We start from the raw sequence: 18,373 nt of genomic DNA, 5'->3' as shown, positions 1-18,373 counted from the left end.
GAACGACCGCTATGCTCTAGCGCGTTCCTGTTGTTGTGCAGGAGAAGCGCCGATGTTTGAAAAGATTGAAGACGACGAGTTGCTGGCGGTCAGAGTCGTCGGAGATCTCACCAAGGCCGATTACTCGCAGCTCGCCGAATGGCTGCACGAACACCCCGGACGGCAGCGACCGGTCATGGTCTTCATCGATGGTTTCTCCGGCTGGGCCAGCCTCGGCGCCGTCGTTGAGGATCTGAAGATGGACTGGCAGGATCGGGATCAATTCGGCCGCGTCGCGCTGATCGGTACCAGCGGCTGGCAGCAAGCCATGTCTTTGCTGACCGCGCCGCTTGTGCCTATGAAGATGAAGTATTTCGATCTCGACCACGTGCGTGAAGCCAAGGCCTGGGTTCTGGAAGGCTCTGACTAAGCGGCGTTCGTATCCGCAGACACATAACCCGGCCCGCCGCATGAACATTATCGAGCGCATCAATTCCCTGTTTGAATCCTGGCTCGATCCGTTCGTGCGCCCGCAAAGTCCACGCCCGCCGCAGGGCACAGTCCGGTTCTTCATTCATTTCATCAGCCAGGCGAAACTGCCATTCGTCGCAATGCTCATTCTCGGCGGACTGGTGGCGCTGGTTGAAGCGGGCCTGTTCTACTTTGTCGGACGGCTCGTCGATCTTCTCGACGCCAGCGACCCGGCAGCCGGATGGAGCGGGCTCATCGTCGAGCACGGGCCCGAGCTCGTCGCAATGCTGCTCGTCGCACTGGTCGCGCGCTTTGTCTTCACCTGGGCCTCGGCGCTGGTCGAGGAACAGACAGTTGCTATGGGTTTTTACACCCTCGTTCGCTGGCAGTCCTATGCTCACGTGGCGCGCCAGAGCCTGTCCTTCTTCCAGAACGATTTCGCCGGCTCCATTGCGCAGAAAGTCTGGCAGAGCGGTCAGGCCATCGGCGATTTCATGGTCAGCAGCATTCAGGTCGTCTGGTTCATGGTGGTCTACACCATAACCACGCTGGTGCTGGTGGCTCAGCTTGATTGGCGCCTCGCCGCGATCATCGCTGTCTGGCTGGTCGTCTTCGGGGTAATGGCGCGCTATTTCGTTCCGCGTATGCGGCGCTACTCAGCCGCCTCGGCAGAACAAGCCTCGGCGCTCAATGGCCGGATTGTCGACGGCTATTCCAACGTCATGACCCTCAAGCTGTTCGGGAACGCCGAAAGCGACGACAACTACGTGCGCGCCGGTTTTTCCCGCTATCTCGATGCTTTTCAGAAGATGACCCGCACCGTCACGGCGGTGCGAGCCTCCATGGCACTGGTTTCCGGCGTCATGGTCGTTGCTATCGCGGCGATGTCGATTCATCTCTGGGTGGAGGGCGCAATCACGGTTGGTGGGGTTGCCTTCACGCTCGGTCTGGTACTGCGGCTGAATATGCTGCTCGGGCGCATGATGAACCAGTTGAGTGGGCTGATGCGCAATTTCGGCGTGGCGCAGAACGCCTCCGAGCTGATCGCGCAGCCGCTCCGGCTTCAGGATGCTCCCGATGCGACAGCGCTCGAAGTCGATCGCGGCGGAATCTCCTTCGAGAACGTCACCTTCCACTATGGCAAGGGTGCCGGCGTCATCGATAGCTTCAATCTTTCGATCGCACCGGGCGAACGCATCGGGCTGATCGGCCGGTCCGGTGCTGGCAAGTCGACCCTCGTCAACTTGCTGCTGCGGTTCTACGATCTCGAGGGTGGCCGCATCACCATTGATGGTCAGGATATCAGCAAGGTCACGCAGGAATCCCTCCGTGCAAACATCGGCGTTGTCACCCAGGATACGGCATTGCTGCATCGCTCCGTGCGCGCCAACCTGACCTATGGCCGCACCGAAATTGATGACGAGGAGGTGATCGGTGCTGCCGAGCTGGCGGAGGCGCACGACTTCATCGAGAACCTCGCCGATCACCGTGGACGCACCGGCTACGATGCGCATGTCGGTGAACGCGGCGTCAAACTCTCCGGCGGTCAGCGCCAGCGTGTCGCCATCGCCCGCGTGCTGTTGAAGAACGCCCCGATCCTCGTACTCGACGAGGCGACCTCGGCCCTAGACAGCGAGGTCGAGGCGGTGATTCAGGCGCAGCTCGACCGGCTTATGGCCGGCAAGACCGTCATTGCCATAGCCCATCGACTATCCACTATCGCTTCGATGGACCGGCTTGTCGTGCTTGATGAGGGCCAGATCGTCGAACAGGGAACGCACGCCGAACTTCTCAAGAAAGACGGTCATTATGCACGCCTATGGCGCCGACAATCCGGGGGCTTTCTCAATCTCGATGGGCAGGCAGCCGAATAGTCCCGGTTTTGACATTGGCCGGAGATCGCGACTTCGCTAGAAGCGGCGCTGAAATCGAGTGCATCGGGCCGAAGCGCTCAGGGAGAGGCAATGAACTATTCGCAACGCGATCTCGGCGGCAGCTTCACGCTGACATCGCCGCAGCATGATATCGAGACCAAAATCGCTCTGCCGGGCGATGTGCACACGGCATTATTGACCGCCGGCACCATTCCCGACCCCTATTATGGCGAGAACGAGAAAGAGGTGATGTGGGTCAACCACGCGCCCTGGACAGTCGAGCGCCGCTTCACCGCCGCTGCCGATGAAATCGATGGCTACCTGACGCTGACTCTGTCGGAAGTCGATTGCATCGCGACGATCTTTCTCAATGACGAAGTCATTCTCGAAGCCGACAATACCTTCCGGCGCTTTGATATCGATGTTACCGGTCGCGTCCGCGAAGGCGAGAATACGCTGCGGATCGAATTTGCTGTCACGCGGGATGTCGCCAAGGCCCGCGCTGAGGCGCACCCGTTTCCCATTCCCTTTACCAAGAACTACCAGACCAATGGCCTTGAAGGCGTGCACATGAATTTCGTGCGCAAGCCTGCCTGCCATGCTGGCTGGGATTGGGGCATCTGCATCATGCCGATCGGCGTTTATGGCCAGATGCGCCTGCGCCGGTCGCGCCTCGCCCGCCAGGAGAGCGTTCAGGTCGATCAGACGCATAACGAGGGCTCGGTCGCGCTCACCATCAAGACCCAGGTTTACGCATTCGCTGCTGGCGAAATCGAGCTGACCCATGAAATTGACGGCCGCACCATCGGCGGTGCGGCGAATGTTTCGGCGGGCGACAACACCATCACCCACGAAGTGACCATCGAGGACCCGAAGCTGTGGTGGCCGGCCGGGCAGGGGACGCAGCCGCTCTATCAGCTCAGGACCAATCTCGATGGTGAGGTTACCGAGCGCCGGATCGGCTTGCGGAAACTCGAATGGGTAGTCGAACCGGACGAGATCGACCACACCTTCAAATGCCGCATCAATGGCCGCGATATCACGATGATGGGGGCCAACTGGATTCCGGCCGACGCCATTCCGTCGCGGATCACGCCGGGAGTGGTGCGAGATCTGCTGGAAAGCGCCAAAGCTGCCAATATGAACATGCTGCGCATCTGGGGCGGCGGCCAGTATGAACCGGATTGGTTCTACGACATGTGCGACGAGATGGGCCTGCTGATCTGGCAGGATTTCATGTTCGCCTGCATGAGCTATCCGTCTGACCGCAAGTTCCTGGACAACGTCGCCATCGAAATTACCCAGCAGATCCGGCGGCTGTCACATCACGCCTCGATCGCCTTGTGGTGCGGGGATAACGAGGTCATTGGCTCGCTCAGCTGGTACCCTGAAACACGCGCCGCCCCCGAGCGCTACGTGGCAAACTATGACCGGCTGAACAGCATGCTGGGGCGTATTGTCGAGGACGAGGATCCGGCGCGCCGCTTTTGGCCGTCCTCGCCGTCAATGGGGTATCTCGATTTCTCCGATGGCTGGCACGCCGATACGCGCGGCGACACGCACTATTGGGATGTGTGGCATTCCGCCAAGTCGTTCGAAGCCTACCGCACGGTCAACCCGCGCTTTGCCTCGGAATTCGGCTTTCAGTCCTTCACCTCGATGAATGTCGTCGAAACCTTCGCCGAACCGCAAGACCGCAATCCCTCGTCCCCTGTGATGGAAAACCATCAGAGAAATGATGGCGGCAATGCCCGCATTCTCGAAACCATGTGCCGGTATTTCCGCTTTCCGCGGGATTTCGAGCAGATGGTGTTTCTCAGCCAGGTGCAGCAGGGCCTCGCGATCAAGACCGCCATCGAATACTGGCGCTCCACCAAGCCGCGCTGCATGGGCACGCTCTACTGGCAGATCAACGACATCTGGCCCGTCGCAAGCTGGGCCAGCCTCGACTATGGCGGGCAATGGAAGCTCCTGCACTACATGGCAAAGCGCTTCTTCGCGCCGGTCAATGTTGTCGCGGTGCCGTTGCATGAGGATGTGGCGACCAATTCGCGGGGTACACCGGTCGAAGGGGCAGCACCCAGCGCAATTGCTTTGCGCGCCATCAACGACAGCGGCGCTCCCACCAGCATTGCGCTCGAAGTACGGGCAATAAAGGTCGCTGGAGGCGAGCGGATTGTCTTCTCGGGCAATTGCGAAATTGGGCCCGACGCGGCAGTCGAGGTCGCAAGCATCGATTTCGCTGATCTGGCCGCCGACGAATTCCTGTTCTTCTCCTGGCGCGACGCTGACGGCACGTTGCTTGGCGAGAATGATTTCTTCCCCAAGGCCTACAAGCAGTACGAGCTGGTCCAGCCCGAGATCACCGCAGAATGGTCTACACGTGATGGCCTCGTAAGGCTGACCTTGCGCACCGATGCGCCGGCGTTCTTCGTCACCGCCAGCGTCAACGTACCGGGATACTTCTCCGATAACGCCATCACACTGATACCGGGCCGCGAAACCGAACTCGCCTTTACACCGCGCTACGGCGTAGAGGTGACCGAGGACTTTCTCGCGCCCCAGCTCAAGATCCGCGATCTGTCGCGCACCTTCTGAGCCGGCATTGACATTGGCGGCGCGATTCCGGACTTTGAATCGTGCCGCCATCCTCCCGCGCGGTGTCTGGAATTGTTATGTCCTCATCACCCGCGCCGCTCACTGAGCGACGGCTACTCGGTATCGGCCTGGCTCTGGGCGGATTCCTCATGTTCACCGGCATCGATACCTCGGCCAAGTGGCTTGGCCTCGCCGCCATTCCGGCGCTGCAGATCGTGTTTCTGCGCTACGCCATCCATCTCGGCATCGTCACCGCGATTTACCTGCCAGGGCGTGGCCTCGACCTCGTCCGCACCGGCCAGATCAAGACACAGGTGCTGCGCGCCTGCGCATTGCTCGTTGCCTCCGTCTGCAATTTCACCGCTGTCCAGTACCTGCCGCTGACAGTCACCGGTTCCATTCATTTCACCATGCCGCTGATCGTGTGTGCGCTCTCAGTTCCGCTGCTTGGTGAACCGGTCGGGTGGCGCCGTTGGACTGCCATTGTGGTGGGCTTTATCGGTGTTCTGATTATCGTCAGGCCAGGCACAGACGCGTTCCACCCGGCATCGCTTCTGGTGCTCACCGCTGCGGCCAGTTCAGCCCTCTACTTCCTTCTGACCCGCAGGCTGGCAGGCGTCGATTCAGCGGCTACCCAACAGTTTTACGTCGCAATCTTTGCCGTGATTGCCTTGGCGCCATTCGCCCTCAGCGATTGGGCGTGGCCGACCCGTCCGATTGATTGGGCTTTCTTTTTCGGCATCGGCCTGTTTGGTTATGTCGGTCACCAGCTTTCGGTCCTGGCGCACGGTTTTGCGCCCGCAGCCGTCATTGCCCCATTCGCCTATCTGCAGATCATCTTCATGACGGCCTCGAGCTGGCTGATCTTCAACGAGCCGCCCGATGTCTGGCTGTATGTCGGCGCGCCGATCGTTATCGCCAGCGGCCTCTATATCTGGCTGCGCGAACGGCATCTGGCAAAACCTGTCGCAGAGCCGGTCTATCGCCGTTAGCCGCCAGACGCCCTCGCAGGCTCGTCGCCGGTATCTGCAGGATCGACGTCGTGGTGCTCGTCGGTCACTTCCTCCATTGGGTCCGGCTCTGCCGCTGGGCCCTGGCTGATAAGCTGTGCGCCGCGACGGCCGGTGAGGTAGATGAACAGCCAGCTCAGGATGACTTGAATCCGATTGCGCGCATCAATGAGGAAGTAGATGTGCGCTATCCCCCACACCCACCACGCGAGCTTTCCCTTAAGCTTGATCCACCCCAGATCCACCGCTGCGGCGCGCTTGCCGATGGTCGCGAGGTCACCCTTGTGCTTATAGGCGAACGGCTTGGTCGGTTCTCCACCCAAACGGGCAAGAACCATGTTTGCGGCGTGCCTGCCGGATTGCTTTGCGGCATCGGCAATGCCCGGCACAGGTGACCCATCCGGGGCTTTCATCGAAGCGGTGTCGCCAACGCAAAAGACGTTCTCGAAGCCTTTGACGCTCAGATCCTCGTTGACCGGCACCCGCCCGGCCTTATCGGCCTCTACGCCAAGCCATCGTGCTGCCGGCGAAGCGCGGACACCCGCCGCCCATACGACAGTCTTTGCCTCGAGCCGCTCTTCGCCATAATCGAGGCCGTCTTCGTCAATGGCGCTGACCAATTGGTTCAGCACCACCTCGACACCGCGCTTCTCAAGCGCCTGCTTGGCATACTCGGACAGTTCGTCGTCAAACGGGCCGAGTACCTGGTCTCCGCCTTCGATCAACACCACCCGTGCATTGCGCGGATCAATCGACCTGTATTCGTCGCGGAGCGATTCTTTCGCCAGCTCGATGATCGCCCCCGCAAGCTCAACGCCAGTCGGACCGGCGCCGACGATCGCGAACGTCATCAGCGCCTTTTGCTTTTGCGGATCCGGCTCGCGCTCCGCGGCCTCGAAGGACATAAGCACCTGACGGCGGATGGCAACGGCATCCTCGAGCGTCTTGAGCCCGGGTGCCAGTTCTTCCCAGTGGTCATTGCCGAAATAGTCGTGTCGTGAGCCGGTCGAGATGATCAGGCTGTGATAAGGCACGGTGCTCTCATCCTCGAGATGCACTTCGCGCTTTTCGGTATCGATATCCGTCACCGTGCCCATCAGCGTTTTGACCTTTGGGCGGTTGCGCATCAGCGCTCTTATGGTCCACGCAACCTGCGAGGTGTCGAGCGCTGCGGTTGCAACCTGGTAGAGCAGTGGCTGAAAAAGGTGGTGGTTCCGACGATCGATGATCGTGATCTCGACATCGGCCCGCTTGAGCGTATCAACGGCGGAGATCCCGCCAAATCCACCACCCAAAACGACAACACGGTGCAGCCTGTCTGCCATATCGCTCCACTTAGCTTCTGGTGACGTGGCTCCGCCATGTCACGCTGTATGCGTCGAACTTTGCAGATTGCAGCGCCGTCACCGGTCTGGTGCGACTTGCCGCTCCCGATGCAGCGCCGAACAGCTTGCTGGCGCCAAGGCTTGTGCCGGTCGCATCGTCCGAAACACTCACATCGACGTTCGTCAATTTCGCCAACGCCTGCGCATAAAGAGCGTTCCGCGCGAGCGAACCTTCGACGACGATTTCGCGTCCAACCCCGCATAGCTGCAACGCTTCTCGCGTCATCATCGCCAGATAGAGCGAGATTGCGGCCACACGCTGTCCATCGCTGAGCTGGGCCGGGTCATGGCTCCAGCGGCCTTTCTGGTCCGGGAACGGTCCAACCCCCTCGACAAAGCTCGGCAGCACAAGAATCTGCTGATCGAGTACAGCGGCGATATCCGCCTCGCTCGGCGCAGCCGCTTCGCTGCGTCCCGCCAGAATCTCGAACTCGCGCCCCCCCATGAACCGTGCCGTCGGCGTCGGACGGGCATGCATGTCGACATTGGCAAGGCTATCGCGTTCCCGGTCGAGCGTTTCAGTCTTGCCGCCAACCGTCATGCAGATTGTCCATGTGCCTGCAGAGATGACGGTGAACGGCGTTTGGCGCGCATCAAGATGCGGCAGCAAGGACGCATTGGAATCGTGAATGCCGCAGGCGACGGGGGTAGACGCCGGCAGGCCGGTCAACTGCGCCACCTCATCAACAAGAGTGCCCAGCACTGATGCCGCCGGCTTCAGCTCAGGAAACCGCGCACGCCAGCCGCGCTCCGAAACCATGCGCGAATAATCCCGGCGATCGGGCGCCCACAGATCGGTGTGGCACCCAAGAGACGTCACCTCGCTCGCCTTTACTCCGGTCAACCGCCAGGCCCAGTATTGCGGATAGGTCAGGATGTCGGTGACATGCGAGAATTCCTCTGGATAGGTGCGCTCCTGCCAGAAGATCTGTGCGCCGAGATTGAGACCCGCCGGCAGCGATGGAGAATAGCTTTCTCTGAAATCCGGACGTACCGCCTCGTAGTCGGCGCGCACCGTGTCCGGTCCATCGAACTCATAGTCGAGAACAGGCAAGGCGAGGCCATCGCCATCGAGCAGCGCCGCCGTCGCCCCATGCGTGGTGATCGAGATCGCATCGATCCCGTAGCCGACATTCAGTTCCCGCAAGGCGTCACAGATAAACAACCACAGTCCCGCAACATTGGCGTGCGGGTAGGGGCCATCATCAAGCGGTGTGTTGACCATGCTGCGGCGATCAATCTGGTTGCCGGTTGCCGCTTCGATCAGCGCAAGCTTGGCATTTGTCTTGCCGATGTCGATGACAGCTATGGCGCGTGGTGTCGGCATCAAAAACCTCCTGAGCTTGCCTAGCTGATAACGGACCCGGCCAATGCTGACCAGACGTGCGTCTGGCACTCCGGTCGATATTGCTGTATCACGCCCGCCATGACGATCTCGCTGATTGAAGCGCGCCGCTTTTCCGTGGCGCCGATGATGGATTGGACGGATTACCGCTGCCGCAGGCTGCATCGCCTGCTCAGCCGGCATGCGCTGCTTTTCACTGAAATGGTCACGAGCGCTGCTATCGTTCACGGCGACCGGACGCGGCTACTGCGCACCGATGCTGCTGAAAAGCCTGTGGCCCTGCAACTCGGCGGGTCGGATCCGGCAGAACTCGCTGAGGCGGTTCGTCTTGCCGAGCCGTTCGGCTATGCCGAGATCAACCTCAATGTCGGCTGCCCGTCGGATCGGGTGCAGTCGGGTCGCTTCGGCGCCTGTCTCATGGCTGAGCCGGAGCTCGTAGCGCAGTGCGTTAGGGCGATGCGAGAGGCCACCGAGACCCCCGTTACCGTCAAGTGCCGCATCGGCATCGATGACCACGACCCGGAGGTCGGACTGGACCGGTTCGCTGACGCAATGGTCGATGCCGGGGTCGCCGCGCTGTACGTTCATGCGCGCAAGGCCTGGCTTCAAGGCCTGAGCCCCAAGGAAAACCGCACCGTTCCACCCCTCGATTACGATCGCGTCTATCGCTTGCGCGAGCGCCTGAGCCCGCTTCAGATTCTGATTAATGGCGGCATCGAGACGTTGGAGGCAGCGCGCGAGCACATGCGGTACGTTGATGGCGTCATGCTCGGCCGCGCCGCCTATCATAATCCGATGCTGCTGGCTGACGTCGACCGCATGATCTTCGACGACGGGTCTGAGCCTCCGACGCTGGAATTTGTCATGGCCGAGATGCAGCGATTTGCTGAGATCGAGTGCGCCGAAGGCGCCCGTATCAATCAGATCACGCGCCACATGCTAGGGCTTGCGGCGGGGCTGCCCGGTGCCCGCAGGTTCCGCCAGATCCTCAGCACGGACGCTGCGCGTCCAGGTGCCGGGCCTGAGATCATCGCGCGCGCCTTCGAGGCGATCGTTCCTTCCGGATCGAGCGCTGCCGCCTGATCAGTCGGTCAGCTCCAAAGCATTTCGTGAGACTGAATAGCGGCTGAGCGTTTCAAGAAACGTCATCCCAAGCAGGCTCGTCTCGAGCGCGTTCTCTTCGGCAACGAAAGCCCGCACATCGTTGCGCACGATATTGCCGACTTTGACCGTCCCGAGGTCGACCCGAGCCGCCATGCCCATGCCGTTGGCGGTCGAAACCGGCACGGTGAAGCGCAGCCGGCTGGTATCGATCCCCGCCGCCTCTGCATCTTCCAGCGTCAGCACCACGGCGCTTGCCCCGGTATCGAAAATCATTGGAGTGGTGTGGCCGTTGATCGTGGTGTTGAGTTCGAAATGGCCGCCTATGCCGCGCCGGAAGGTCACCGTGCCGGTTGATTCATTGACCGTCGCGGCACCTGGGTTGAGCTCGCCCATCACCCGCGCCGCCACATCCTCGATTTCGGCGCGATAGCTGTAGCCGACAATCACGACCCCAAAGATCGCGACCCACATCACAATACCGTTGAGAAGTTCGCCAAGCGGTCGCCGGCGCATGAACCCGCCGCCCGCGAGGATCACCAACAGGATGAGCAGGAACATCAATTGCCCGGTCTGGGCCTGTCCGAGGCCGATCAGACTGCCAGCGTCGGCACTGATCAGCAGCACCAACCCGATGGCGATAATGAGCGCGATCCCGATAAATAGCACGTTTCGGTCTCCCGCTCCGTTGGCGTTTAGAAAAAGCCACCACCGTTCATAAAGGTTGCGCCGAGCCGGATTTCAAGCCGGCTCAAACGAACGAGGCCAGCACGGCAAGCGCCAGTAATTCGCACAATCCCATCAGCGCCCCGCTTAGATCGCCGGTTTGCCCACCGACCAACCTTTCGCAAAGCACTGTCCACCCGCTTGTCAGCAACCCCAAAAGTAATGCGGTCAGTATCAGCGCGGCAAGGCTTGTGAATGGCCCGGCAAGAATGAACGCCAGCGCTGCGGCAAAGCCGACCCCGATGCAAAATGGCGTCAACGCCGGACGGCCCGCAGCAGCGCCAACGCCCCCGGCCCGGGCGGCAGGCAGCCGAAATGGCAGCCACAGTGCCACTGAGCGCGAAGCGATGCCGGCGGCCAGCCAGACCCCGCCGGCAGCCAGCGGATTCACGTCCGCCATCGCCCCAAGCGCCGCGACCAGCCCAACAACATAAAGGCACAGCGCCGAAACCCCGTAGGTGCCGTGCCGGCTATCCTTCATGATTTCCAGTCGGCGCTTCTGCTCGTGCCCGCCGAACAGACCGTCAGCGCTGTCAGCCAGTGCGTCGGCGCTCATCGCACCAGTCACCAGCATGCTGGCAATCACCGCCAGCGTCGCGCAGACCAGCGGCGGCATGCCCGCCCAAGCCAGAAGGCTGAGGATCAGGGCCGGTCCGATGCCGATCAGCAGACTGGCGAAGGGCAGGGCGGGGGCCATCCTGCCAAGCGATGGCGCCTCGTGCGGGCGGTCGCCGCTCGGCAGCCGCGAAAAGAACCGTAGCGCCATCACCGTGTCGGCAAACAGCCCGTCCGACGAGCCGCTTGTCTCGGCTGTCCGCGCATCTTCGGGGGTGATGATTGGCTCCACGCCATCCTCGCGCTGGTCGCTCAATTGCAATTCCATCCGCCATGGGCAACAAGTCGCTCCCGTCTATCATCTAGCCTATGGAGGCACCATGTCTGCTGCTCCAAATCCTGCCTATGCCGACGTGATCGAGCTGCTCGCTACCGTGCCGGATGGAGACGAATCGGCCGTTGAGGCTGTGCAGGCGCGTGACGCACTACTGACCAAGCCGCCCGGCTCACTCGGTAAACTGGAAGGGCTGGTGGAATTTCTCGCCCGGTGGCAACGAAAGCCGCGCCCGACACTCGACAATCCGATGGTGACGATTTTTGCCGCGAACCACGGCGTGACCGATCAGGGCATTTCGGCCTTTCCGCGCGAGGTTACCGCGCAGATGGTCGCGAATTTCACCAATGGTGGCGCTGCAATCTCGCGCATCTGCGCCATGCACGAGATCAATCTGCGGGTCTTCGAGTTGGCGCTGGAACTGCCGACGGGCGACATCACCATGGAAGCGGCGCTTGATGATCGCATGTGCGCCGCCACGATCGCTTACGGCATGGAAGCGATCGCTGGAAAGCCGGACCTGATCTGCCTTGGCGAGATGGGGATCGGGAACACCACTGTCGCCGCCGCTGTTTTCGCCGCGCTTTATGGCGGTACCGGCGCCGATTGGGTCGGTCGCGGAACTGGCGTTGATGATGAAGGTTTGAAGCGCAAGGCGGACGCTGTCGACCGCGCTCTCGCATTTCATGCAGGCGCGCTCGATCATCCGCTTTCTGTTCTGGCGCGTGTCGGTGGTCGCGAAATTGCCGCCATGCTTGGGGCGCTGGTCGCAGCGCGGCACCAAAAGGTGCCGGTGATCGTCGATGGCTTCGTCGCCACGGCTGCAGCCGCCATCGCCCATGCCGTCAATCCCGCGGCGATCGACCACTGCCTCTTCGGGCATGTATCTGCCGAGGCCGGGCATGCCAAGGCGCTGCAGAATATCGGTGTCGAACCGGTCTTGGATCTCGGAATGCGTCTCGGCGAGGGGAGCGGTGCGGCACTCGCCGCAGTGCTGGTCAAGACAGCGCTTGAACTGCACACTTCGATGGCGACTTTCGAGGAGGCAGCTGTTTCCAATAAATCCTGAAAGCGCTCAGCCGGTCTCGGAATAGATCTTCAGCCGGCTGCGGCGCTCGACCACCGGGGCCAGCGCATCCATCACGCGGGCGCGTGGGAACGTCGCGATGACCTCGGTGCCGAAACGCAGCTTGGAGAACAGGTCGAACCGTCCCTGGTGCAGGTCCATGATCTTCTGAACGATCGGCAGGCCCAGCCCGGCGCCCTGTTCTGCCGATTTCTGGGCGAGCGATCCTTGCCCGAACGACGACAGCACCGTTGCGATTTCTTCTTCCGGGATGCCTGGCCCGTTGTCGCGCACGGAGATCATTTGCCCGCCATCTGCGCTGCGGTTGATCACGCATGTTACTTTGCCGGCCTGCGGCGTGAACTTTATGGCATTGCTCAACAGGTTGAGGATGATCTGCCGGATTGCACGCTCATCGCCCCACAACTTGGGCAGATTATTGCCATAGGAAAAGGTCAGCTCGATCCCCTTGGCCTTGGCGCGCAGTTCCATCATCCGGCGGCAGTCTTCCGCCACGTCGATCAGCGAAACCGCCTCTTCGTTGAGTTCGTATTTGCCCGCCTCGATGCGGCTGAGATCGAGCAACTCGTTGATCAGGTTCAACAGGTGTTGCCCGCTCGAATGGATGTCGCCGGCATACTCGCGGTACTGCGCCACGTGGTGCGGTCCCAGCAGCTCGGACTTCAGGACCTCGGAAAATCCGATGATGGCATTGAGCGGGGTGCGCAATTCATGGCTCATCGTCGCTAGAAACTGCGATTTGGCGATGTTTGCCTGCTCGGCGTGCCGGCGTGCCTCCTCGGACATCTCGCGGGCCTCTTCGAGCTCGGCGATCAGCCTGTCCTTTTCAGCCTGATGCATGATGGTTTTTAGCTCGGACGCATGCAGCTGGCGCGCCAGGAACATGAAGAACGCCTCGCCGCATATGACCACGCCTGCAAGCGTATAGGCGAGCGTGCCGCCCGCCATCACCATGTGAGCGCTCACAGTAAGTGACGCCGGCAGGGTGCTCACCAGTGTCGCCGGAGGCAAGGTTCGCGTCGCTACCGCATTGCCGGCAATACCGACAAGCACCATCGCGAACATCACCGAAGTGATCGCCGCCTCGTGCGAAACCAGCGCGCAAAGGCCGATCAAGGCCCAACAAATGCCTTGCACCGTCTCTGCGGCGACAAACGTGGCCGTCCAGCGCCGTGCATCGAACTTGGCCGGGTCGCTCGCCTGGAAGCGGCGCGTCAACGCGGTGACCGCCAAAAGACTGGTCAGCAGCAGGGCCGCCCATAGCGTTGTGAAAATCACCGGGATCCAGAAGCTCGAGACCGCAGCCAGAATGGTCACGATCAGGCCCATAGGCAGGGCGGAGGTCTGGCGGGAGCTGGCATATTCCAGCATCAACTCGTAGTCGAACGCCGCGCGCGTCCCCGAACTCGAGGTCAGGCGTTGGCGTGCTTCGCGAACAGTGCGCTGGGCGCCAGCACGCTTCTCGCGTCCCATTTGGGCGCGCACATCATTTTCTGAATGTGCCGAGCGAAACGGCATGACGCGGATACTCAACTACTACACAACACGAACAGGAAACGCGTTCGTTACTCTGGTGAACAAACCTATCAATCGCGTAGTTAACGCCTCATGAAGCCGCGCCCGCGGTTGCCGCGCAACGGTTCGGGCATTCGCCTTGGCTGCATTGACAAGAAGAAGGATTTTGCGTTGATTGGAGCTAATCAGCCGCGGTCAGGCTGAATTTCCTTAGTTTTTTAACGGTTTCGGCAAACTGTTTTCAGGGGGCATCATGGCGCTGGACAAGATCGACCGAAAGATTCTGGCCCTCTTGCAGCGGGATGCGACGATGCCGGTTGCGGAGATCGGACGAAAGGTCGGCCTGTCGACGACGCCATGCTGGCGCCGCATCCAGAAGATGGAGGAAGAGGGCGTCATCCGCCGACGGGTGGCGGTGCTCGATCCGGTCAAGATCAATGTTGGGGTGACGGTCTTCGTGTCGGTCAAGACGGCCGAGCACAATGAATCCTGGCTGAGGAAATTCGCCGCTACCATCGAGGATTTCAGCGAAGTCGTAGAGTTCTACCGCATGAGTGGTGATATCGACTATCTCATGCGCGTTGTCGTCCCCGATATCGCCGCTTACGACGCCTTCTATAAGCGCCTGATCGCCAAGATCGCGCTGTCCGATGTCAGCTCCTCATTCGCGATGGAGCAGATCAAGTACACGACCGCCCTGCCTCTCGATTTCGCACTGGTGAACGATGATGACAAATAATGATCTGGTCGGCTTCGAGCATATCGGCATGACGGTTGCCGATCTCGACCGTACGGTTGCATTCTATTGCGATCTGCTCGGGCTCGAGCTGGTGCTGCGCAAGCCACAGGCGACCGGTGAGCTTGGGTTTTTCGATGCCGGCGGCGGCATGCTCGAGGTCATCGCGCCGAGCGATGGTGCCGCGCGGGCAGAGGATGTCCCCAATGGCCGCTCAGGCATGCGACATCTGACCCTGTCCTACACCTCGATCAATGCCGTACTGGATCGCCTACGCGACGCCGGCGTCGAAATCATTGAAGAGGCGCGCGAAGCCTATAACCAGGAAATGCTGCAGCGTGTCGCCTTCGTGCGCGATCCTGATGGCATCATCGTCGAACTTGCGGAGCGCACACCAGGCCGCCCGACACGCCAAGCTTAGCCTTAGCCTTAGCCGCCCGTTACCGACATATGCCGGTTGACGGCAGGGGCGGGCTGGTCCCGATCAATGACGAAATCATGCCCCTTAGGCTTGATGCGCATCGCCTCGTCGAGTGCTGCATCGAGCGCCTCCACTCCGCCTTCGCGCAGGGCATCGCGCAAACTCACCCGATCCTCCTGCCCGAGGCAGAGATAAAGCTGTCCGGTAGCGGTCAGCCGGACCCGGTTACAGCTCTCACAGAAATTGTGGCTCATCGGCGTGATGAAGCCGAGCTCTCCGCCAGTCTCTTTCGCGCGCACATAGCGCGCCGGCCCCCCGGTGCGCTTGGCTATTTTCTCAAGCGTGAAGCGCTCTGCCAGCCGGTCACGTAGTTCGCGGAGCGGCAGATAGGTATCGACACGATCGACCGAGACTTCGCCCAGCGGCATGCCCTCGATCAACGTTAGTGCCATGCCGTTTTCATGCGCCCAGATCATCATCGGCTCGATCTCGGCGTCGTTGACACCGCGCATGGCCACCATGTTGATCTTGATCGCAAGTCCCGCTTCGCGCGCAACGGCAATGCCGTCGAGCACCGTCTGTAGCCGCCCGCGCCGCGTGATCTCGGTGAACAATGCCGGATCGCGCGTGTCGAGCGATACATTGATGCGGCGCACACCGGCATCCGCCAGCGCGTAGGCATGTCTTGCGAGTTGACTACCATTGGTGGTCAGCGTCAGCTCGTCGAGCGCGCCGGATTTCACATGCTGTCCCAGTCGCTCGACAAGGCTCATGATATCGCGGCGCACCAGCGGCTCGCCTCCGGTAAGCCGGATCTTGCGCAAACCTCGCGCGATGAAGGCTTCGGTGATCGCCTCGATCTCTTCGAACGAGAGCACGTCCCGCTTCGGCAGGAACGTCATGTCCTCTGCCATGCAGTACTGGCAGCGGAAATCGCACCGGTCGGTGACTGAAATCCGCAGATAGCTGACCTGCCTGCCGAAAGAGTCGATCAGCGGGCGCATATTCGCGTTGGTCGTTGCATTGTCGGGTACTGCCATTACTCAAGTCTAGCACGGCGCGCGCGGCAACAAAAAGGCCGGCCCAGAGGGCCGGCCATAATCTGTTCGGTCACCCCTGGACTAGGGATTGACCACGACCTTTGCGCCGACCCGGACACGTGAATAGAGGTCCGTCACATCTTCGTTCGTCAGGCGGATGCAGCCTGAAGAGACCGCTTGCCCGATCGTCCACGGCTCGGATGTTCCATGAATGCGGTAAAGCGTTGACCCAATATACAGCGCTCGCGCACCGAGCGGATTGTCGGGGCCGCCAGGCATGAAGGCCGGCAGATCCGGTACGCGCTTGCGCATTGCCGCTGGCGGCGTCCAGCCCGGCCATTCGGCCTTGCGCGTGACCCGGTGCGTGCCCGACCAGCGGAAGCCGTCGCGGCCCACGCCGACGCCATAGCGCAAAGCGGTGCCATCATCCTGCACCAGATAGAGGCGGCGCTCACTGGTTTCGACGATGACGGTGCCCGGGGCGTGCGGCCCGTTATAGGCCACGGTCTGGCGCGGAATTGCGCTGCTTGCGCGCCGGCTAACCTGCGCTTCGGAAGCGTCCACCCACTGGTTCGTTTCAGGAAGATAGATACGCGCGGCCGACGCGCCGCCGACGGCGCTCAGCGCCATCAAGCCGGAGAGCGCCAAAATAGCGAATGCCTTTAGTTTGTTCATGTCCCCACAAGCCTTTTCCCATGCGAGCAATGGCAAGAGCCGGTCGCCAGTTGAATGACTGAATACTTCAATCCATCGGACCGCGAAATATCGCATGCCGTGATGCTGCCACTCTTTAGTCTTGTAGCGGACACAGTGTTGCCGACAGGTTACGCTCGCGTGTTCACCAACGCGTGATCGCCCGGTTGACTCTGTTCGGCGGCACCGGCACTACAGCGCCAATTAGCATTTGAGGGTCGCGTTGTGAGTGACAACCAGAAACGGGCCGCCGCCGCTGCTGCGCTCGAAGAGGTTCTGCCAGGCATGCGCCTCGGTCTCGGCACCGGATCGACCGCCTGGCATCTTGTCGATTTGTTGGCGCAAAAAGTTGCCGATGGCCTTGATGTCATCTGCGTCCCGACGTCTGAAGAAACCGCGCGGCATGCTGGCGAAAAAGGTGTCAAACTCACCGATCTCGACACCATCGATCATCTGGATCTGACCATCGACGGCGCCGACGAGATCGCCCCGGACCTGTCGCTGATCAAGGGGGCAGGGGGCGCGCTGCTGCGCGAAAAGATAGTCGCGGGCGCTTCATCCCGGCTTCTGGTGATCGCTGACAGCTCAAAGCGCGTCGAGGCCCTCGGACGCTTCCCGCTGTCCATCGAAGTCAACAAATTCGGCCTTGGCGCCACGCGGCTTGCGATCCATGCCGTGATGGAGGCCTACCCGGAAGCCGAAGGCGTGTCGCTACGCCGGGGCAAGGACGATCAACCCTTCGTCACCGATGGCGGTCACCTGATCCTCGACGCATCTTTTGGCCGCATTTCGCAGCCAGAAGCCCTGTCGCGGGCGCTGCTTGATATACCTGGCGTGGTCCAGCATGGTCTGTTTATCGGACTTTGCGACCGCGCCTATATTGCTACGCCCGACGGCGTGGTGAAAATGGACGCTGATACTCGACGAGAGGGGTAATTGCACATGAACAAGGCCGTTTCCCGGCTTCGACTGGGCGTTGCCGCCCTGCTGGTTTCAACACTCTTTGCCGGCGCCAGCATGCCGCTGCAGGCTCAGGAGATCGCGCCTGAGCATCTTGAGCTTGCGCGTGAATATATCGATCTCACCGACAACGCCTCGATCTACGAGGTGACGCTGGTCGAAACGGGCATCCAGACGATGCGCCAGATTGTCCAGCAGAACCCTGAGATCCAGGAAGAGACCAACGAAGCTATCGGGGTCGTTCTGCAAAGCTATCGTGGCCGCAAGGGCGAGTTGCTGGATCAGTTCGCGCGTCTTTATGCCATGCGCTTCTCGATGGAGGAGCTGCAGCTGATCGTCGATTTCTACGAAAGCGATGTCGGCCAGAAGCTGGTGCAGGCGAATAGCGAGATCAATCAGGACACACAGCGCGTCATGCGTGTGTTCGAGGCCAATCTGAAGCGCGAGTTCTTCGCCAAGGTTCGTGCCGAACTGCGCGATGCCGGCGTCAGCCTCTAGCCATAACGCAGATCAGCGATGATCGAGCCCGCCTTGTGCGGGCTC

At 61.1% G+C, this 18,373-nt stretch carries 17 protein-coding genes; 10 read left to right on the top strand and 7 right to left on the bottom strand.

Translation table 11 applies throughout. The features are described 5' to 3' along the window. Window positions 1-52: 52 nt before the first annotated feature. The 4 genes from IE127_RS12990 (at window position 53) to IE127_RS12975 (ending at window position 5,914) form a co-directional block, all read left to right on the top strand. The gene (locus IE127_RS12990; protein ID WP_189426158.1) at window positions 53-409 is read left to right on the top strand and encodes a SpoIIAA family protein; all 357 of its coding nucleotides are present in this window, start codon (window positions 53-55) and stop codon (window positions 407-409) included. Window positions 410-449: 40 nt separating this feature from the next. Further along, on the top strand, window positions 450-2,324 hold the full coding sequence (locus IE127_RS12985) for an ABC transporter ATP-binding protein (protein ID WP_189426157.1): 1,875 nt from the start codon (window positions 450-452) through the stop codon (window positions 2,322-2,324). A 90-nt stretch (window positions 2,325-2,414) separates the two neighbouring features. Then, a complete protein-coding gene (locus tag IE127_RS12980) occupies window positions 2,415-4,922 on the top strand; it encodes a beta-mannosidase (protein ID WP_189426156.1) in 2,508 nt (835 codons plus the stop codon). A gap of 77 nt (window positions 4,923-4,999) precedes the next feature. Beyond that, window positions 5,000-5,914: a DMT family transporter gene (locus IE127_RS12975; RefSeq protein ID WP_189426155.1), complete on the top strand. Its 915-nt coding sequence runs from the start codon at window positions 5,000-5,002 to the stop codon at window positions 5,912-5,914. Here IE127_RS12975 and IE127_RS12970 read toward each other — a convergent pair. Together IE127_RS12970 and IE127_RS12965 are read right to left on the bottom strand one after the other, a co-directional pair. Next, window positions 5,911-7,257: an NAD(P)/FAD-dependent oxidoreductase gene (locus IE127_RS12970; RefSeq protein WP_189426154.1), complete on the bottom strand. Its 1,347-nt coding sequence runs from the start codon at window positions 7,255-7,257 to the stop codon at window positions 5,911-5,913. The genes IE127_RS12975 and IE127_RS12970 overlap by 4 nt on opposite strands. Window positions 7,258-7,267: 10 nt before the next feature. After that, a complete protein-coding gene (locus IE127_RS12965; protein ID WP_189426153.1) occupies window positions 7,268-8,644 on the bottom strand; it encodes an FGGY-family carbohydrate kinase in 1,377 nt (458 codons plus the stop codon). Window positions 8,645-8,743: 99 nt separating this feature from the next. Between IE127_RS12965 and dusA the strand changes: the two genes are divergently transcribed. Beyond that, complete coding sequence (gene dusA, locus IE127_RS12960) at window positions 8,744-9,745, top strand: tRNA dihydrouridine(20/20a) synthase DusA (RefSeq protein WP_189426152.1); 1,002 nt, start codon at window positions 8,744-8,746, stop codon at window positions 9,743-9,745. Here dusA and IE127_RS12955 read toward each other — a convergent pair whose 3' ends face one another. Both IE127_RS12955 and IE127_RS12950 read right to left on the bottom strand, forming a co-directional pair. Next, the gene (locus IE127_RS12955; RefSeq protein ID WP_189426151.1) at window positions 9,746-10,432 is read right to left on the bottom strand and encodes a retropepsin-like aspartic protease family protein; all 687 of its coding nucleotides are present in this window, start codon (window positions 10,430-10,432) and stop codon (window positions 9,746-9,748) included. Window positions 10,433-10,514: 82 nt separating this feature from the next. Beyond that, window positions 10,515-11,360, bottom strand: a complete 846-nt coding sequence (locus IE127_RS12950) for an adenosylcobinamide-GDP ribazoletransferase (protein WP_189426150.1) — start codon at window positions 11,358-11,360, stop codon at window positions 10,515-10,517. A gap of 64 nt (window positions 11,361-11,424) precedes the next feature. On the opposite strand from IE127_RS12950, the gene cobT reads away from it, so the two are divergent. Next, a complete protein-coding gene (gene cobT, locus IE127_RS12945; protein WP_189426149.1) occupies window positions 11,425-12,447 on the top strand; it encodes a nicotinate-nucleotide--dimethylbenzimidazole phosphoribosyltransferase in 1,023 nt (340 codons plus the stop codon). Window positions 12,448-12,453: 6 nt separating this feature from the next. Here the strand turns inward: cobT and IE127_RS12940 are convergent, their stop codons facing one another. Continuing rightward, window positions 12,454-13,938 (bottom strand): sensor histidine kinase, encoded by a 1,485-nt coding sequence (locus IE127_RS12940; protein WP_189426148.1) that lies wholly within the window; start codon window positions 13,936-13,938, stop codon window positions 12,454-12,456. Between the two features lie 301 nt (window positions 13,939-14,239). Between IE127_RS12940 and IE127_RS12935 the strand changes: the two genes are divergently transcribed. Then, window positions 14,240-14,719: an Lrp/AsnC family transcriptional regulator gene (locus IE127_RS12935; RefSeq protein ID WP_189426762.1), complete on the top strand. Its 480-nt coding sequence runs from the start codon at window positions 14,240-14,242 to the stop codon at window positions 14,717-14,719. Continuing rightward, on the top strand, window positions 14,709-15,137 hold the full coding sequence (locus IE127_RS12930; RefSeq protein ID WP_189426147.1) for a VOC family protein: 429 nt from the start codon (window positions 14,709-14,711) through the stop codon (window positions 15,135-15,137). The genes IE127_RS12935 and IE127_RS12930 overlap by 11 nt, the downstream gene beginning before the upstream one ends. 8 nt (window positions 15,138-15,145) lie before the next feature. On the opposite strand, the gene moaA is transcribed toward IE127_RS12930, so the two are convergent. Further along, window positions 15,146-16,177, bottom strand: a complete 1,032-nt coding sequence (moaA, locus tag IE127_RS12925) for a GTP 3',8-cyclase MoaA (RefSeq protein ID WP_189426146.1) — start codon at window positions 16,175-16,177, stop codon at window positions 15,146-15,148. Window positions 16,178-16,258: 81 nt separating this feature from the next. Further along, window positions 16,259-16,852, bottom strand: a complete 594-nt coding sequence (locus tag IE127_RS12920) for a L,D-transpeptidase (RefSeq protein WP_189426145.1) — start codon at window positions 16,850-16,852, stop codon at window positions 16,259-16,261. 303 nt (window positions 16,853-17,155) lie between these two features. Between IE127_RS12920 and rpiA the strand changes: the two genes are divergently transcribed. Then, entirely contained in the window at window positions 17,156-17,806 is a 651-nt protein-coding gene (rpiA, locus tag IE127_RS12915; RefSeq protein ID WP_244640246.1) for a ribose-5-phosphate isomerase RpiA, read from the top strand. 6 nt (window positions 17,807-17,812) lie between these two features. Continuing rightward, on the top strand, window positions 17,813-18,328 hold the full coding sequence (locus IE127_RS12910) for a DUF2059 domain-containing protein (RefSeq protein ID WP_189426143.1): 516 nt from the start codon (window positions 17,813-17,815) through the stop codon (window positions 18,326-18,328). Window positions 18,329-18,373 lie beyond the last annotated feature (45 nt).

The sequence above is a fragment of the Devosia pacifica genome, assembly GCF_014652635.1.
Taxonomy (GTDB): domain Bacteria; phylum Pseudomonadota; class Alphaproteobacteria; order Rhizobiales; family Devosiaceae; genus Devosia; species Devosia pacifica.
This window is presented reverse-complemented; position numbering and strand designations above follow the sequence as displayed.

Coding starts and splice junctions, on each gene's coding strand:
- IE127_RS12990 (WP_189426158.1), top strand. CDS start 53: ATGTTTGAAAAGATTGAAGACGACGAGTTGCTGGCGGTCAGAGTCGTC.
- IE127_RS12985 (WP_189426157.1), top strand. CDS start 450: ATGAACATTATCGAGCGCATCAATTCCCTGTTTGAATCCTGGCTCGAT.
- IE127_RS12980 (WP_189426156.1), top strand. CDS start 2,415: ATGAACTATTCGCAACGCGATCTCGGCGGCAGCTTCACGCTGACATCG.
- IE127_RS12975 (WP_189426155.1), top strand. CDS start 5,000: ATGTCCTCATCACCCGCGCCGCTCACTGAGCGACGGCTACTCGGTATC.
- IE127_RS12970 (WP_189426154.1), bottom strand. CDS start 7,257: ATGGCAGACAGGCTGCACCGTGTTGTCGTTTTGGGTGGTGGATTTGGC.
- IE127_RS12965 (WP_189426153.1), bottom strand. CDS start 8,644: ATGCCGACACCACGCGCCATAGCTGTCATCGACATCGGCAAGACAAAT.
- dusA (WP_189426152.1), top strand. CDS start 8,744: ATGACGATCTCGCTGATTGAAGCGCGCCGCTTTTCCGTGGCGCCGATG.
- cobT (WP_189426149.1), top strand. CDS start 11,425: ATGTCTGCTGCTCCAAATCCTGCCTATGCCGACGTGATCGAGCTGCTC.
- IE127_RS12940 (WP_189426148.1), bottom strand. CDS start 13,938: ATGGGACGCGAGAAGCGTGCTGGCGCCCAGCGCACTGTTCGCGAAGCA.
- IE127_RS12930 (WP_189426147.1), top strand. CDS start 14,709: ATGACAAATAATGATCTGGTCGGCTTCGAGCATATCGGCATGACGGTT.
- moaA (WP_189426146.1), bottom strand. CDS start 16,177: ATGGCAGTACCCGACAATGCAACGACCAACGCGAATATGCGCCCGCTG.
- IE127_RS12920 (WP_189426145.1), bottom strand. CDS start 16,852: ATGAACAAACTAAAGGCATTCGCTATTTTGGCGCTCTCCGGCTTGATG.
- rpiA (WP_244640246.1), top strand. CDS start 17,156: ATGCGCCTCGGTCTCGGCACCGGATCGACCGCCTGGCATCTTGTCGAT.
- IE127_RS12910 (WP_189426143.1), top strand. CDS start 17,813: ATGAACAAGGCCGTTTCCCGGCTTCGACTGGGCGTTGCCGCCCTGCTG.